General features: G+C 54.7%; 14 protein-coding genes and 1 riboswitch. Of the genes, 4 read left to right on the top strand and 10 right to left on the bottom strand.

What is annotated here, in order from left to right; all coding sequences use genetic code 11:
- Positions 1–3: 3 nt before the first annotated feature.
- Complete coding sequence (locus AAFN83_RS10895; protein WP_347769154.1) at positions 4–1,098, bottom strand: BMP family lipoprotein; 1,095 nt, start codon at positions 1,096–1,098, stop codon at positions 4–6.
- Between the two features lie 367 nt (positions 1,099–1,465).
- On the opposite strand from AAFN83_RS10895, the gene AAFN83_RS10890 reads away from it, so the two are divergent.
- On the top strand, positions 1,466–2,425 hold the full coding sequence (locus tag AAFN83_RS10890; RefSeq protein ID WP_347769152.1) for an L-lactate dehydrogenase: 960 nt from the start codon (positions 1,466–1,468) through the stop codon (positions 2,423–2,425).
- Positions 2,426–2,488: 63 nt separating this feature from the next.
- On the opposite strand, the gene AAFN83_RS10885 is transcribed toward AAFN83_RS10890, so the two are convergent.
- A complete protein-coding gene (locus tag AAFN83_RS10885; protein ID WP_347769150.1) occupies positions 2,489–2,992 on the bottom strand; it encodes a hypothetical protein in 504 nt (167 codons plus the stop codon).
- A 77-nt stretch (positions 2,993–3,069) separates the two neighbouring features.
- The gene (locus tag AAFN83_RS10880) at positions 3,070–3,873 is read right to left on the bottom strand and encodes a 4'-phosphopantetheinyl transferase superfamily protein (protein ID WP_347769148.1); all 804 of its coding nucleotides are present in this window, start codon (positions 3,871–3,873) and stop codon (positions 3,070–3,072) included.
- A gap of 131 nt (positions 3,874–4,004) precedes the next feature.
- Positions 4,005–4,094: riboswitch (cyclic di-GMP riboswitch) on the bottom strand.
- Between the two features lie 200 nt (positions 4,095–4,294).
- Here AAFN83_RS10880 and AAFN83_RS10875 point away from each other — a divergent pair.
- Positions 4,295–4,783 (top strand): glutathione peroxidase, encoded by a 489-nt coding sequence (locus tag AAFN83_RS10875; RefSeq protein WP_347769146.1) that lies wholly within the window; start codon positions 4,295–4,297, stop codon positions 4,781–4,783.
- A 91-nt stretch (positions 4,784–4,874) separates the two neighbouring features.
- On the opposite strand, the gene AAFN83_RS10870 is transcribed toward AAFN83_RS10875, so the two are convergent.
- The gene (locus tag AAFN83_RS10870) at positions 4,875–5,825 is read right to left on the bottom strand and encodes a hypothetical protein (RefSeq protein WP_347769144.1); all 951 of its coding nucleotides are present in this window, start codon (positions 5,823–5,825) and stop codon (positions 4,875–4,877) included.
- A gap of 125 nt (positions 5,826–5,950) precedes the next feature.
- On the opposite strand from AAFN83_RS10870, the gene AAFN83_RS10865 reads away from it, so the two are divergent.
- Positions 5,951–6,199, top strand: coding sequence for an NHLP leader peptide family RiPP precursor (locus AAFN83_RS10865; RefSeq protein WP_347769142.1), 249 nt, complete (start codon positions 5,951–5,953; stop codon positions 6,197–6,199).
- A gap of 28 nt (positions 6,200–6,227) precedes the next feature.
- Here AAFN83_RS10865 and AAFN83_RS10860 read toward each other — a convergent pair whose 3' ends face one another.
- Positions 6,228–8,078, bottom strand: a complete 1,851-nt coding sequence (locus AAFN83_RS10860) for an ATP-binding protein (protein ID WP_347769140.1) — start codon at positions 8,076–8,078, stop codon at positions 6,228–6,230.
- A gap of 334 nt (positions 8,079–8,412) precedes the next feature.
- On the opposite strand from AAFN83_RS10860, the gene AAFN83_RS10855 reads away from it, so the two are divergent.
- On the top strand, positions 8,413–9,102 hold the full coding sequence (locus AAFN83_RS10855) for a WD40/YVTN/BNR-like repeat-containing protein (protein WP_347769138.1): 690 nt from the start codon (positions 8,413–8,415) through the stop codon (positions 9,100–9,102).
- Between the two features lie 94 nt (positions 9,103–9,196).
- Here AAFN83_RS10855 and AAFN83_RS10850 read toward each other — a convergent pair whose 3' ends face one another.
- From AAFN83_RS10850 to AAFN83_RS10830, 5 genes are all read right to left on the bottom strand, one after another.
- A complete protein-coding gene (locus tag AAFN83_RS10850) occupies positions 9,197–9,778 on the bottom strand; it encodes a TVP38/TMEM64 family protein (protein WP_347769136.1) in 582 nt (193 codons plus the stop codon).
- Complete coding sequence (locus AAFN83_RS10845) at positions 9,775–10,695, bottom strand: DMT family transporter (RefSeq protein WP_347769134.1); 921 nt, start codon at positions 10,693–10,695, stop codon at positions 9,775–9,777. The genes AAFN83_RS10850 and AAFN83_RS10845 overlap by 4 nt, the downstream gene beginning before the upstream one ends.
- A gap of 36 nt (positions 10,696–10,731) precedes the next feature.
- Complete coding sequence (locus AAFN83_RS10840) at positions 10,732–12,408, bottom strand: sulfatase-like hydrolase/transferase (RefSeq protein WP_347769132.1); 1,677 nt, start codon at positions 12,406–12,408, stop codon at positions 10,732–10,734.
- A 294-nt stretch (positions 12,409–12,702) separates the two neighbouring features.
- Positions 12,703–15,501 (bottom strand): alpha-mannosidase, encoded by a 2,799-nt coding sequence (locus AAFN83_RS10835; protein WP_347769130.1) that lies wholly within the window; start codon positions 15,499–15,501, stop codon positions 12,703–12,705.
- A gap of 106 nt (positions 15,502–15,607) precedes the next feature.
- A complete protein-coding gene (locus AAFN83_RS10830) occupies positions 15,608–16,432 on the bottom strand; it encodes a carbohydrate ABC transporter permease (RefSeq protein WP_481810501.1) in 825 nt (274 codons plus the stop codon).
- Positions 16,433–16,449: the final 17 nt, after the last annotated feature.

Raw genomic sequence — 16,449 nt, 5'->3', positions numbered from 1 at the left:
GAATTACTTGATCAGGGAGCCTTGTTCAGCAGCAACCTTCACGTCGCCCGATTTGATCTTGTCCGTTGCTTCTTTTGCCTTGGCAACGGCTTCTTCGTTAAGGTTCGGGTTTTCAACCGGGATGCCTACGCCGTCGTTCTTCGCATCGAAGACGAGGGTTTGTCCACCCTTGAACTTGCCGTCTACTTCGTCCTTGATGATGTCGAAGGTCGCTTGGTCGATCTTCTTCATAGCAGACGTCAGGATAACAGACTTGTTGTCCTTGCCGTACTTGCCGTCTTCGTATTGGTCAACGTCAACGCCGATGATCCAAGCTTCCTTGCCGGCTTCGGCACGGGTCTTGGCTTCGTTGATGGCGCCTACGCCTACGCCGCCAGCTGCGGTGAAGACGAATTTCACGCCGCGGTCGAACATTTGAGCAGCCAGTTGGCCGCCTGCCGCAACGTTGTCAAAGGAACCTTGGTAAACAACGTTTTCCGGCTTCAGGCTGATCTTGGTGCCGTAGTTGTCGTTCGCATATTGCAGGCCTTGTTGGAAGCCCCAGTTGAACTTTTGAACGGCCGGAATTTCCATGCCGCCGATGAAGCCAGCTTCGCCTTCCTTGACTTGAACTGCAGCCGCTACGCCCGCGATGAAGCCGGACTCTTGCTCTGCGAAGAAGACGGATACGGTGTTTTCTTTGACAACATCAGCTGCGCCTTCCTTGCCGGAGTTCGGAGCTGCGTCGATGATCACGAATTTCGCGTCGGTGTATTTGTCTTGTGCGTTGAAGATGGCCGAGGAGAATTTAAAGCCCGGCGTAACGATGAACTTGTAGCCGGCGTCGTACAGGTTGCCGATTTCTTTCGTGTACTCAGCTTCCGTCGTTCCGTTCGGCTTGATGTACTTATCGCTGATGCCCAGTTCCTTCTCTGCCTTCTTGATGCCTTCCCAGGTACCTTGGTTGAAGGATTTGTCGTCGATGGTTCCTGCGTCGGTAACCATGCCCACTTTCAGGTCGGACTTCGCTCCGCTTCCGCCTTCTTCTTTCTTCCCGCAGCCTGCGACGAGCGTCAACATCAGAGCGAGAACGGTTACTGCGATTAAGCCTTTTTTCATACGCCAATGCCCCCGATAAAAAGTATTGTGTGAAGCAAACTCATACCTCTCTACTATATTCCGAAAAATAAGCTTTTTCAATAGAAAAATTGTTTTTTTGTCATATATTCTGCCATCACCCCTCACGTTATCCTACCGTTGGGTCCAGAGCCAAGGGAAATCATTCGTCTTTTTCATGATTTTGATAGTATGTCCAGCACATGGCTCACCTATTCGAACGGGCTTGGGGAACGAAGAGCAGGAAAAGAACGGCTTTCTCAGTTGGTGATAACCAATCTTTTTCACGGTCCCTTGCTTTTGTTTTCGGCAAAAGGATGATATCCTTGTGTTATGATAATTGACATTTCAAGCGTAAAGGAGTTTTGCAATGGCAAGCACGGTTCGCAAAGTCGCGATCATCGGCATGGGGTATGTGGGCTCCAGCTGCGCCTATTCCCTCATCAATCAATCGGTATGTGACGAGATTATGCTGATCGACCGGAATCAGGACCGGGCTTACGCCCAGGCGCTTGATCTCTCCCATTGCATGGACTTCGTCCATTCGCGGACCAAGGTTCATACCGGCGCCTATGCAGATTGCGGCGACGCCGACATCGTCATTTTGTGTGCGGGCCCGAACCCGAAGGAAGGACAGACGCGCCTCGACGTGCTGGATGCGGCGGTAGAGGTGACGACAGGCATTGTTCAGCAGGTGATGGCAAGCGGATTTTCAGGAATCTTCCTCATCGCGAGCAACCCGGTGGATGTCATCACGTACATCGTACGTCAGGTTTCCGGTCTCCCGCGAAGCCATGTGCTCGGAACCGGGACGTCCATCGACTCCTCCCGCTTAAAGACCCTACTCTCGGAATACTTGTCGGTTGATCCCCGGAGCGTACAAGGATATGTGCTTGGGGAGCACGGAGAATCGCAATTCCCGGCGTGGTCCCACGTTACCATCGGAAGCAAGCCGCTTCTCGATATCCTGGAACAGCATCCCGACCGCTTCGGTCACATGAACCTCGAAGAGATTGCGTACAAAACGCGCAATGCCGGCTGGGAAATCTTCCATCGCAAGGGCTCGACCCATTACGGCATCGGCAACGCGCTCGCCCATATCACGCGCTCCATCTTCAATGACGACCATCGCATCATTGCAGTGTCCGCTATTCTAGACGGCGAATATGGCCAGAAGGACGTATGTGTAGGAGTACCGGCAATCGTCACCCGACAAGGGATGAAAGAGATCGTCGAGCTGAAGCTCCCGGAGAAAGAGCGGAGCCAGTTCGAGGCGTCCTGCGAAATCATTCGCACGAGCATCTCTTCCATTCAACACAATCATGGATAAGGGAAAAATAACGAACAGCGCGCACCGACATTCCGGTGCGCGCTGTTTTTTGTTGGTTCCGGGTTACACCTGTTTTTTCTTGAGCAGCATGAAGGCGAGGCCCGCTGCAATCAAGGCTACCGCAATGAAGGGCTGCCCCATGATCGTTCGGTTGAACAGCGCCTCCACGGTAAAGACCGCGAAGAACAAGAGCGATATGACCAGCAAAATGTTGATGGGAACGAGCAGCCACTTGTTCCGATTGCCGAACCAATACAACTCCAGAAGTCCAACTGCCGGAGCAAGGATGAAGCCCGGCCAGGTGGTTCCCCACTCACCGGTCAGCATCGAGACCTGACAGACGAGCCCGACCGTCAGCAGGATCCCGCCCGGCACGAGCAGCCCGGCATGCCGCCGGTTCGTCATGGAGAAGTACATCCAATGGAAGAAGAGCCCGACGGGTATGATGAAGATCGTCGCCCAGAACGTACCGAATATTGTTCCGGCGTCCAGCTCTCCCCCTCGGTTAAGAATCAGATACACCCCGAGCAAAATGAGCACCGGGCCGATCACCGCACGCTTGTTCATCTTGAACCCTCCCGAATTCCGTAAGTTTCAATACTTCTACAGTACCAGCATTCGGGAGAAAGGTCATCCATCTTTGGTCAAGAAAAGAAACTGGACCAAAGACCGGGTACTTTCCGCAAGCCGAGCCCCCGTTGAATGCGGGTCACAATCGACACCGGCTTCGGCAGCTCTATATGATGAGGAGACAGCAGCTCAGGTGCGGAGAACGTCTCTCCGCAGCAAGCTGCAACCGAATACCCCTCCGGCAATTCGAAATGACTAAACTGAAGGGCGGCGTTGGGTTCCTTATCCTTTTCCATCAGTTGGGGATAGACCGCATGGAACTTCCGGCCCGTTTCTGCCGATTCCGGCTCATATCCCATGCGAGAAAAGTCCAGCTCCGAGAAGGCGACTTCTCCGAACCGGCTTCCTTGCGCCTTCAGATACGCCTCCTTCAACGTCCAGAATCGGAAGAACCGCAGCCGCTTCGTCTCTTCGGTAGAAGATTCCTGGCAGAACGCCTTCTCCTGATCACTGAGGCATTCATCCAGCAGCTCGTCCATAATCGGCCGTGGACGTTCCACATCCACCCCGATCTGCCCCGTTGGATGGATTCCGCATACCACCATATTGCCGGAGTGGGAGACCGAAAAGCTTCCTTTCCAGTTCGGAGAAGCGAGATAGGGCTTTCCTCCCCGTTCTCTTCTGAGCTCTCCGTCAGCGTGGTACCGGAAGCGAATCAATGATTTGACCAACGTATACCCGGCTAGGAGCGAAAAGACCTCCTGTTCGGTCCCTCTTACCTGCAGCGATTTCACCTCACGCTCCGAGAGCAGCGAGAGCAAGCCCTCGTACTCAATGGTCCAATTGTCCAGGGAAAACACGACGAGACACGGCTTCATGGATGGATGCCTCCTTATCGAATCCTTGAAGCTACTCTTGACTGGGATGTGCCATACTTTGTCGCTCCGGAGCATGAAAAAAAAGTGAACCAGAGGGCCCAAAAGCCATAGTTCACCAATTTGCTTAACGTGCGTGCAACTGGCTGACAAGTCCATGGCGAATGGACGTAGTCCCTATAGCTTTGCGTCACTATCTTTCGATAGTTTTGCCAGTATTCAGTTGGCCGATAACCGGGAGAGTCGCTTGGATTTAAATGATATTTCTTGTGATAAACTTACCATGTTTTTACGGATAAAACCAGTCTTTTTACGCAACAATCCTTCACAGAATCGACTTTGACTTATACAATTATATTGTTTAAAATGTAAACACAGAGTTCCGTTGCATCGGTTTCATCCACTCGACAGGAGGAAGGATTCCATGAGTATCTATGACTATGACGTAAGAACGATTCGCGGAGAGCAAACGACACTCGCCCCCTACAAAGGAAACGTCCTGCTCATCGTGAACACGGCGACCAAATGCGGATTCGCACCGCAATTCAAGGGACTGGAGAAGCTATACCAGGATTACAAGGATGATGGCTTCGCCGTGCTGGGCTTTCCAAGCTCACAGTTCGCGAATCAGGAACTGGATGACGACGGGGACATCGCGCAAGTGTGCGAGCTCAACCATGGCGTGACGTTCCCGCTCTACGCCAAGATCGACGTGAAGGGCCCGACCACGCACCCGCTGTTCCAATTCCTAACGGAACAGGCTCCAGGTCTCTTTGGCTCCCGCTCGATCAAATGGAACTTCACCAAATTTCTGGTTGGCCGCGACGGCAAGGTGCTGCATCGGTTTGCTCCCAAGGACACACCAGAGAAGATCGAGAAAACCCTCAAGAGCGTGTTGGCCTCCGGCAAATAGTCCAGCCCGATAGCCGCAAGCAAAAAAAGAAGACTCCGTCTTCAGGAGACACCTCCTGGGATGGAGTCTTTTTGCATTTGGACTCTCTGATCTAGGAGGAGGAAGAGGCCCGGCTTAACCAGTAATGAAGGCCCCCTTGCTCCAATTGGCGCCGGGCTTCCGCAATCTCCATAGCTCCGCGCTGCAGATCCCGCAAGAGCGCGTCATGGAAGAGGCGCAGGGCCTCCAGCTTCAGCCCGGAGTAGTCGCAGGCTTCATAGCGGCGAGCCGCGAGCAGGCTGAAGCAGGTCAAGCCCTCGTCGAGGAACAGGAACCGCTTCACGTCCGCTTCGGTGAGGCTGGCGTCAGGCGGCTTCCCCTGACTCGACCGGACCAGAGAAAGCAGGCTGTTTCCCTTCCCTTGATCCTCTACGAGATCGGCCTCCCAGTCCACCCAATCATCCGCCATTTGCATGGCAACAAGAGCCTCTTCCAGAAGTCGAGAGACTCGACTGATCTCAGAGGATTGGTTCGCCAGGAGCAAGGCCCCGGTGCTGCACAGCTTGAGCGGGCTGGCTTTCCGTGCAATCTTGGCAGGATCGCTCGTAAAGACAATCCCCTTCAACTCTTCGGAGACAGAAGCCGCCCATTCGCTAACGTAAGAGCGATAATAGCTCCAGAATTCGGAATCGTACGGGAACAGACGAGAGTAGCCGTTGAGAAACTCTCCAAAAAAGAGGGCCGCCATCGGCAAATCCTGCACCGCTTGTCGGTCCGACGTATCCATGGCGTCATCCACGATGAAATAATGAAGCATGAGGAATAGATTGCCCACGGCCATCTCTCGACAGATTTCATCGGTTAATTGACATTGTTCCTTCAGCCAGTAAGGTAGAAGAAAGCAAATTCGGTTAGGGCCAGTTGCTTCATCGAGCATACGGCGACTGTTCTGAATGTATGAAAACCCGTCAACCTTCAACCCTTCGGGGAAACCTGAGAGTCTCGACTCGGCCATGAGAAGAACCTGCTCCAGCTCTGTCTTCGATTGTTTTTTCGCCGTCATCCTGCATTCTTCTCCTCACTTTGGATTTTTTTCGAGTCCTTCTACCAGAAATCTACATTTTTATGTGGATGAATCCTAGATAACGTGCTATATTTTTAACAGAAACACCAATTTATTCCGAGAGGGTGGTTCCATTGTCAACCTATGGTGCACTGCAATCGCAAGTGGTCCAACGAGCTTGGAAGGATTCGGACTTCAAGCAAAAGCTGCTTTCCGATCCGAAGGCTGCCATTCAAGAGGTACTTGGCGTTTCACTGCCCGGCCACTTGAAGCTCAGAACGGTGGAAGAAAGTGCGAACGAGTTGGTGTTCGTTCTTCCGGCAACTCCGGATACGGTAATGGAGTCGAAGGCTTCTCCTCAAGCACTCTGGTAGAATTGAGATTGCAACCTATTTCAAGACGTTATTCAGGAACAGAGGCTAGTTTGGGTGCCACCGGCAGCCGAATAATTGCTTCTGTTCCTTTACCTTTTTGGCTCTTAAACTGGATCGTTCCCTTCATCGCCTCGATAATCCGAAAGGTTACCATCAGTCCAAGACCTGTCCCCTTCGATTTATTGGAGAAGTAAGGTTCCCCTAGTCGTGAGATCTCCGCCAGTTCCATTCCCTCTCCATTATCCTTCACGCTGATCGCAACGTACTCTCCATTACTGCGTGCGCTGATCTCGACCAATCCGTCCTCAAGAAAGGCTTCGATGCTGTTCTTCACAATATTGACGATCGCTTGCTTAAACTTCGAGGGGTTGCCCAGGACATGCAAATCGGTCGGAATCGAAATTTCCAAACGTCCTCCTTGCATATGGGCGAGGGGTTGGAGGATATTTTCCACCTGCTCGAATTCGTTAGCTAGATTCAGTGGAACCACATCCTCTGCACCCGGTTTGGCGAACGTTAAAAAGTCCGTAATGATTCCTGAGGCACGATCCAATTCGTTGAGTGCAAGCTTTACATAGGTTGTGTCTGTCGGGCTGGAGTATTTGCCATCCAACAATTGAAGAAATCCTCGGGTAACCTGAAGGGGGTTCCGAACCTCGTGGGCTACCGAAGCCGCTAGTTCGCTGATAATGTCCATCTTCTCCGAACGCTGTAATTCCGTATTGAACATCTCCAGCTCATGGGAATACTTGACGAGTTGACGGCGATTTTCGCCAACCTTCATACCCACAATGATCATGAGCGAGACAGAGAAGAGGAACAAGCCCCACTTCCAGAGATGAGGTTGATAATCGAATTCTTTGAAAAAGGAAAACCCGATCATCTCTCCCGCACCAACCATTGCAAAGATGACAAAGCCTACGGAGAAAACAATCGCCTCCATTCGGCCCTTCCGTGCAATGAAGAAAGCATTCAGGATCATCAGTGAAAAATGAATGATCATCACCAATGCCAATATTTTGGTCGAAAGTGGATAATAGATTTTGCTTAACTCCGATTCGAAGAAGAGATTCAACACGCTAAGCGGACTTACGATCGCCAAATAAACCAATTGGAAGCGCTTGGCCGTTCGAATCGTATTGAATTTGCCTGAACCGAGAGTAGTCTCATAGAAGGCAAGAAGGGCAAATAGCCCTGATAACAAACTGATGTCAAAGACCACCATCTTGTAATAGCTTGTGCTAGCAACGTACAATTCATAGGTATTTATCGCCATAACCGCACTCGAGCAAAGTAGAAAGACCCCAAGATAGATCCAGATCTCTCGATGCTGTCGGCCTTGAATAAGCCCGGCGACAATGGAGGCTAAGCCTAAAATAGCCAGCCCTCCGCTAATCGAAAAGTCGAGGGCCGTCTCCCGAATTAAATTATGCTGATTCTCATTAACACTCATGATTTTGGCAGGCTTGGCCAGCCCCAGCTGATGAAGCTGCGGCGATGGTTCAATCCACATGCTCAGCGTCTTGTTCGAGTCGCTCAATGCAATCGGAACCGAGAATGAGTTTCGGGTATAGTAGCTGTGCCGGGTTAATTGCAAAACCGAATGCCCGTCCAGATACACTTCCAGATTCATGGCATACACCCGTGGAAAATGAACCACCTCGGTCTGTCCCGTCACCGCCGGAACGTGAAACTGAATCCAGGCTCCTTTTACCCCCTCAGGCCTTACCGGTATAGGGTCCGTTGGGCTTACTAGAAACCATTTTGGATCGAGCTCGGATGGAACCGAGCCTTGTTCCTCCGATTCACCAACCCACTTCATCTTCCATTTGGTAATGGTCGTGTCCTCTTGGTCCGAGGCCGCGAAAACCGGAGTCATTCGACAGCATGCACCAATGATAAGGACAAGACAAACCATCCGCAATAAAGCTGACCGTCTTCTGCTCATGAGTTCACTCCGTCATATTGTTCCTAATTGTACTAGATTTTCCCACCAAAAGTAGTATAGCATACTCCCCGTTCGTCCATTGGACATTTTTTATAATCCTGGGCGACTTTTATTTGATTTCCGAGATAACCCAATACAATCTCCTTCGCAAAGGCGTTCCCTGTCGCTTCTCCAGAAACCTGTATTCTTTTGCCATTGTGAGGAATGTGTGGTAAAAAAGAAAGGGTTGCACATTCCTCGAAAAGGGGCGATACCGACGAGAAAGATGACGGTGCTATGGCTTGTGGCCATGGCGGTTTTATCCGGTTGTTCCCCCCAATCCAAATCTGCCCACGGTTCCGAAGCTCCTCATGCTAGCGAGATAACCCAAGAAACGAGCCCTGAGCACGATGCAACAGACGACAGCACGGAAGAAACCTTTTTCCTAAATGAAGACCTTGGCTGGAAGGCCGTTTTTCATTTTCAAGGCATGGCCCACGAGGACATGCAGCTCTATCAAACAAAGAATGCCGGGAAGGACTGGAGGAAGATTGCAGACAGTATCCAGCCAGGCAGCACACTCCCTGGAGGGGTGAAGTCCGGTGTTGTTTTTACAAGCGAGACGACGGGCTGGATGACCACGAACACCCCCTGGCAAGGCAAGGTCGGCTTCTATAAATCAATAGATGGCGGCGTAACCTGGAGTGAAGCCCCGCTCCAAATCCCCGATGAGTTATCAGACACTCAAATCCGGGTAGGCGCTCCCCTCTTTCTCACAGAGAGCTTGGGAATCTTACTAACCCGCCCTGATTCCACAGACCATACCTTGGTGTACATGACAAGGGACGGAGGGCAGAGCTGGGAATCTCATTTCGACACTGCTAACTACGAATCATCCGATATCAGATGGTCTCTCTCCCTGGAAGGAATGGACGTCACCTTCAACCATAAGACCCAGTTCATCCGCGTAGAGTAATGAAAACGGATCAGACAAGAAAACAGACCCCCGGAGTGAAGATACTCCAGCGGTCTGTTTCTCACCCTATGGGGTGGTAAGGGTGACAAGCTTCCTACGCCTTGCCAAAACGAGCCTCCAGCCTGCGAACCATGACGATGGAAACAACCACCACCAGGCCAAGAACGGCGAGCCGGACGGGATCGGTGATGTCGTAGCCAATGTAGGAGACCATGAAGACCATGATCGCTTTGCCCAAGGCGAGGGCGAGGGCGAAGGTTCGGAATCTCATGTTCGCTATGCCGGCCGCTATGTTAATCACGACGAACGGCCCGACGGGAAACAGGCTGAGCAGGAACACATAGCTGAATTCATTGCGGCGAATCCAGCGCAGGCTCTTCTGAACCCGCGGCTTCTGCCGCCAGCGTTCTACATACGGGTGCTGGGCGAGCAGCTTCACGAGCAGGAACGTGACGAGGCACCCGCTCACAAGGCCAAGCCAGGAGTAAAGGACGCCCAGCCATAACCCGTACACGGCTGCATTCACACTTACGAGTACGACGGTAGGAAGCGGTGGAATGAACGATTTGAGAAAGGGAAGGGCCAAACCTGGAAGCGGCCCAAAAGCACGGAATCGGTCGAGCAGCTCCCGCAGGGTCTCCTCGTTCCATTCCGCGAGAAAGGCAAGCTCGGTCAAGGCTGTTCCATCCTTTCTTTCTTCGATGCACGGAGACGCTTCAACCGACTCGGCCACGGAAGTGCTATCTGATTGACGAGCAGCAAGCTTCCCAGAATCACGGCAAGACCAATCAGGGTGGTCGCATGGATCTCTTCCTTCAAGAAGAGAACTCCCCAAATGATGCCGAAGATCGGCACAAGGAACGTTACCGTTACGGTCTTCACCGCCCCTACCCGCTCCACCAGCCGATAGAAGATCAAGTAGGCAACCGCGGTACAGAGAAGCGATAACCCGAGGAGCGACCACACGACCGGAGCGGACGGGGCACTCTTCGGAAAATGATAAAGCGCCAGCGGAAGCAGCAGGACGGCAGCTCCCAGTTGCTGGCCAATCGCTACCTCCAGCGGGGGAACGCCCCGGAAGGCGCGCCCTGCATACGTCGTGCCGATGCCGTAGCAGAGGGCGGCGAGGAGCGAGAATGCAATGGCGAGGAGATTCGGTCCATCGAGCGGGAGGGGACTCCAGCCCACAAGGATCGCAACGCCGAGCACCCCGAGAATAAGGCCGACTGCCTTGCCCCGACCGGGACGCTCCTGCGTGGAAGCCCACACGACCAGGGCGGTGAACAGCGGCGTCGTTGCATTCAGAATGGCCGCGAGGGAAGCATTCAGATGCAGCTCTGCTGCGCAGATCAAGGTAAACGGAAGCGCCGCATTGATGCCTCCGACGATGAGATAAGCCTTCCATCGTTCGCGAAGCTTCGGCATTCTCCCGCGCAGGGCCGCATACAGGAGCAGGACCGCTCCTGCCAGCCCAACCCGAACCTCGGTCGTGAAGAAGGGACCGAGCGCCGGGGAGGCAATCCGCATAAAGAGGAAGGAGGCTCCCCAGACGGATGCGAGCAGAAGGAGCATTCCCATTTCTTTTCGTTGCATGGCGATTCCCACCTCCGGCTATCCGCTATTCTTCTATCATTCCTCTTCTTCTACTTGGCCCCAGAACTCGCCGGCCCAGGTGACCACCTTCTGCCACTTGGTCCCTACCCAGCGCTGGGTGACGTTCAGGTTTTGAACCCCGACCGACATCACCGGTTCCAGCGTGTCATCCGGCTCTTTGTACAGCTTCATCTTGTTCTTGGGCTTGATGAGGCCCCACAGCTCCAGGATCGGCTGCTCCGGCTTGATCCAGCCGCTCTTGCCGTCATACTCGATCTTGTACCAGCCGTCATCCGGCTTGCTCTCCTTCGAGGTGACCGGTCCCACCGGCACGGTAACGCCCAACGACTGATCTGTATTCGCCTCTGCGTAGAGTTCAGCTGGTAGGGTCAACACGACCTTCTCGCCAAAATCCTCCGTCTTCGGCGGCAAGGTCTTCACATAGTCCTCCGAAGCTTGGAAACGCGCGAGAACGTCATCGTATTTGGCCTGATAGACCGATTTGTCGACCGGCTTGGACTCTCCGGTGGTGAGGTCCATCACCGTTTCCTTGATCGGGTTGTAGAGGACGCCGTCATCGACGAAGCTCCCCTCGTCCGCATAGGCTCCCCGGATCGGGATGGTATGCTTCGTTCCTTTGGTTAGGTCATAACCGAAGAATTTTGCGTTCTCGGGAGTATCTCCGGTCAGGCTGAGCAGCGTCGGCAGCATATCGAGATGGCCGCCGTAGGTCAGGTCTTCTTTCGCCGCGATACCCGGCCCGTGGATAATGAAAGGAACGCGCAGAGCATCGGCAAGCGTATACTCGTGACCGACGATTTCCTTAAGGGCTGCCTTCTCGGCGTCTTCCACCATCTTCATCTGGATGCCGGTATGATCTCCGTACAGCACGATGACCGTGTTCTCCCAGAGGCCGTTCTTCTTGAGGCGGTCAAAGAGACGGCCCAGGGCTGAGTCCGTATAGCGCGTCGCCTGCAAGTAATCCCCCGCCAGGTTGCCCTGGTATAGCTCCGAGAGCGTCAGTTCGCGGAATTTCTCCGGCAGACGGAACGGGTGGTGGCTGGACATGCTGACAAACTGCGCGTAGAAGGGCGTGCCGTCCTTGGCGACCTTCAGCACCTCGTCCATGCCTTTGTCATACAGGATGTCATCGGAAGAGCCGAAGGCGATGAAATCATCCGTTCCAAAAAAGTCCTTGTCGAGGAACTGATTGAAGCCCAGCGCAGAGTAAAACTCCTTGCGGTTGTAAAACATCGCATTATTGGTATGCATGGTGATGGTCGAATAGCCCTTGTCGCGCAGGATGCGGGGCAGGGAGGGAAGCTCCTGCATCGCCGTCGTAAAAGCGACAACCGTCGGCGGCTTCTCCGGGTGAAGCGAGGTGTTGAACATGAACTCGGCGTCGACCGTGTTGCCCGCCCCATTTTGCAGGTAGAAGTTCGGGTAGGTCAGCGATTCCTTCATTAATTGATTCAGGTTCGGGGTAATCTCCTGCCCCTCGATGGTCTTTCCCAGCACGAACGACTGGAACGATTCCAATTGAATGGCGATGATATTGGGTGTAGCCTTGTTTTGATTCGCGCGAATCTCTTTGGCGCTCACTTCGGAAATCTTCGAATCGAACAGGTCGCGGATCGGCGAATAAGCGAGCGTCCCTGCGGCCAATAGAATTCCAATGATGACAACGGCGATAATGGTTCCTTTTCTTCTCATGATGTCCTCCACGGTACCGATTTTCCGGTCACAGTTGCTTTAAATTGTAACATAGAAACCCTTTGCGGTGTTTAATTTGATAGAGTTGCCAGCTAGCCTGAGCGCCCGATTTACAGAACGTTCGCAAAGCTGTCAAGCCACGGTGTATGTGTTGTTGCCCAATCGATAGAATTCTGATTTATTCCATACAAAAAGCGCTCCCCCCGCCACTCGAACGAGTGGTACGGGAGAAGCGCTTTTCATTTGTCCTCACGCAGAGATGTTCAGCGCTTGGCACGGATAAGAACGGGGCTCTTACGCCTTCGGCAGACCGAACGCGAGCGTGACGATCTTGTAGCCGCCTACTTCCAGGTTAGCAGCGTCCAACTCACGGCGGCGGCGTTCCAGGACGTCGCTCTCGTGGACTGCCGCTGCCGCAAAGGGTAGCTCGACGGCCAGCTCCGCGGAAGCGGCACCGAGGTTGTACCAGCGGGCGATCAGGTCGCCCGTCTCCTCGGCAAGCTTCAGCGAGGAGAACGCGAGCGGCGAGCCTGCGGCGTTCCAGCGGAGCGCTTGCGAGGCAAGCGGCAGGCGAGGAGCTGCTTTCGCCGCTGTGGCTTCCTTGCTGCCGTTCTTCCACAGCGAAGCAGCTACAGCATGACGACCCGCTTGAACGGCGGTCCAAGGAACGGGGAATTGGTAGGCGAGCGCATACGCCCCCGTTTCCGCGGCATCGCCATGATGCGGGATAATCGCGTATTCGACGGTTTGGTCGCCCAGGCACTGGGCTTCCGGAGTCTCGAATACGCCCCAATCGCCCAGCTCCGAGGAAGCGCGCAAGATCGTCAACGCGATCGTGTTGCGGCCGTCTCGCAGCACTTCGTACTCGTTCAGCCCTTTGCCTGCTACGACGAGGCCGTCGTTGCCGTCGGTCACGTGCACGAACGTCTGCAGATGCTGCGCATTGCTCGGGTTGATCCATTCCTTCGCCGGCACATTGTCGCGCTTCGCGACCTCGAAGATCGAGTCCGCGTAGTGGTGATCGGCCTGAAGGCCGGTCGGGAACAGCGCCCGCAAGCGGTGGTCCTTCGCCTCGTTGCGGAAGCTCGTCTTGACTTGAACCAGGCGGCTGCCGGCTTCCAGCGTGTAGAGGGTGGTCAGCACGAGCGGAACAAGCTGCTCGGTGCGCTGAGCCTTGCGCTCGGTGAAGGGCACCATCTCGCGCTTTTCCTGCGCGAAGAGCTCATCGGCTCCCGCCGGGATCTCCCAGCGAAGCACGCTCTCGATGACGGCGCGGTAGGGAGACTGCTCCACGACACGCAGCTCGGCCTTCAAGTGCTCCGTCGTGAGCGCCTGTTCGCCGTCCGGCTGACGATAAACATACTCGTTGCCGATGTCTCCGGTGTTCTCGTATGCATTCAAGCCGGCATAAGCCAAGCCCGTGCTCTTGTCCGTCACGGTCACGGTGCCGTTGTCCGCCACTTCCACGCGCAGCTTGCCGTTCTCCATCGTCCGCCCTTGAACGGTGACGAGGTCCAGCTCCGCCTGCGGGCGGGCTTCCGCTTGCTCCGGCACGAGAGCGAACGTGCGGTAGCCCAACTCCGCCACTCCGTCCACGCCGAGGGTAACGCGGACCTTCCGCGCCATATACGGCTGGCGGAAGCGATCCTTCGGCAGCTCGTAACCAAAGTGAGCACCCAGGTCCTCGATGCGGGCCGGATACGCGCGTCCTTCCTCGTCCAGCACCTGGTAACGAGGAAGCTCCTCGCTGCCAACCTCGCGTGCGAGTGCCTGCGGGTTTGGTCCCTCCGGGAAATACTTCTTGTGCACGATCAGCTCGATGTCCACGACACCGCCGCGCTCCCAGCCGCTCGTGTTGAACACGACGAACGGGACCGCGTCTCCGCCCCAAGCCGCTACGGCATCCGTATCGATTCTTGCGGCGATCGCTTCCGCGCTCTGCCTTGCGATAACCTCCGCCATCTGGATGCTCTTGGCGAAGCGGGTTTCCATCTCGCGATGCACTTCGTCAACGCTGCAGCCGCAGATGCTGTCATGCGGGTGGTTCTGCATCAGCGTCTTCCAGGCATAGGTTAGCAGATGATGCGGGTAGTCGTTTCCGGCGTTCAGTTTGGCGAGCGCCGCCAGCGGCTCCGCTACCTTTTCCAGCAGCGTCTGCGCTTGTTGGTTGAGCTGCTTCAGGTAGATGCGGGAAGAGGCCGTGTTGACGAGCGTGCCCCAGCCGTCGGTGTGTTGGCTGCGCAGCTCTCCCTCGATGGTGACAAGGTCGTTCGGCAACTCGGTACGAACCGCTTCCAGGTATTCATCGAAGTTGGAGTGAACGAACTCCACGTCCGGGTACAGCCCGTTCGCCGTATCGATCGCTTCCGCCAAATCGGTTTGGATCGGCTGATGATCGCACCCGTTCATGAAGAGCAGATGCGGCGTGGAGGCAAACCGCTCGGCGTCTGCGAGGTTTTTGTCCCAATAAGCCTTCGCTGCTTCGGGATCGGCCGGAACCTCCATGCCGTTGCAATACCAGTTGGCGAAGAGGATGCCCAGCACCTCCGAGCCGTCCGGCGACCGCCAGATCATCTCGGAATACGGCGATTCGTAGCTGTCCGCTTCCCCTACCGTGTTGTTGAAGCCAGTCGGCTTCACGCCGCGGCCGAAGATCGCATTGTCGATGTCGGCTTGCTGCAGAATTTGCGGGGCTTGGCCCATGTTTCCGAACGAGTCGGGGAAGTAGCCCGTCTTGGACAGAACCCCGAACGGCTTCGCATCTTTATGGCCGATCAGCAGGTTGCGAAGGTTCGCCTCGCTGCTCGTCAGGAACTCATCCTGCAGGATGTACCAAGGGCCAAATTGAATGCGGCCTTCCCGGATGTAGCGGTCCAGCCGGTCCTTTTGCTCCGGGCGAATCTGCAAGTAATCCTCCCGGATGATCGTCTGTCCGTCCAGATGGAAGTACCGATAGTTCGGGTCCCGATCCAGCGTGTCGAGGAGCGTGTCCACGAGTTCGATCAATAGGGCGTGATGATGCTCATATGGCAGGTACCATTCCCGATCCCAGTGGGTGTGCGAGATGAGGTGGGCCTTCTTTTTGTCGGTCATGCGAATGCACTCCTTCCCTGTTTCCTAGAGCGAGTTGCCCGCGGATATCATGATCTTGTTCAATACGGTGGTCGATGCTGTAGTCGGTTTGTGATTGACGCCCCGTTTACCCCTTCGTGGCGCCGCCCATGCTGAAGCCCTTGGACATGTAGCGTTGGGAGAAGATGTACAGCACGACAGAAGGCATCGTATACAGAAGCGAGAACGCCGCCAGTCGGCCATATTCGACCATGCCGTGGCTTCCGAAGAATTGATAGATGGTGACGGAGGCCGGCAGCTTCTCCGGCGTTTGCAGCAAAATGTACGGAACGAAGAAGTTGCCCCAGCTTCCCGAGAAGGTGAAGATCGCGATGGTGGCGATGCCCGGAAGCATGAGCGGAGCGACGATTCGGCGCAGGCCGCCCCATACGGAGGTTCCGTCGATCCAGGCCGACTCCTCCAGATCAATCGGAACGGAATCCATGAAGTTCTTCATCATCCAGATGCCGTAAGGCAGCGAGGAAGCCGTCAGGAACAGCATCGTCGCGAAGATCGAGTTCTGCAGCTTGAAATAGAGGAACATCTGGAATACCGGCACCATGACGGCCGTGATCGGAAGCGAGGTCATGAACAGGATGCTGAGCAGGAAGCTCTTCTTGAACTTCATCTCATAGCGGGAGAGCGGGTAAGCGGCCAGCATCGAGACGACAACCACAAGCAGCGCTTGACCTCCCGAAAGCAGAATCCCCACGCCGAAGGAACGAATATTGCCGGAATCTCCGAGCACAGCGGAGAAGTTATCCAGGGAAAAGGGGGTCGGAAGCTTGATCCCCTGCCGCGCGTTCAGGTCGAAGGCGGCGAATACGATCCAGAGAAGCGGCGCCAGGAAGCAGATGCCGAGAAAAACCAGGATCGCATATTGAATGTTGCGATGAAACCGATGATTCACCACGAGAATCCACCCCTTTT

The sequence above is a fragment of the Gorillibacterium sp. CAU 1737 genome, from assembly GCF_039888655.1.
Lineage (GTDB): Bacteria > Bacillota > Bacilli > Paenibacillales > NBRC-103111 > Gorillibacterium.
This window is presented reverse-complemented; position numbering and strand designations above follow the sequence as displayed.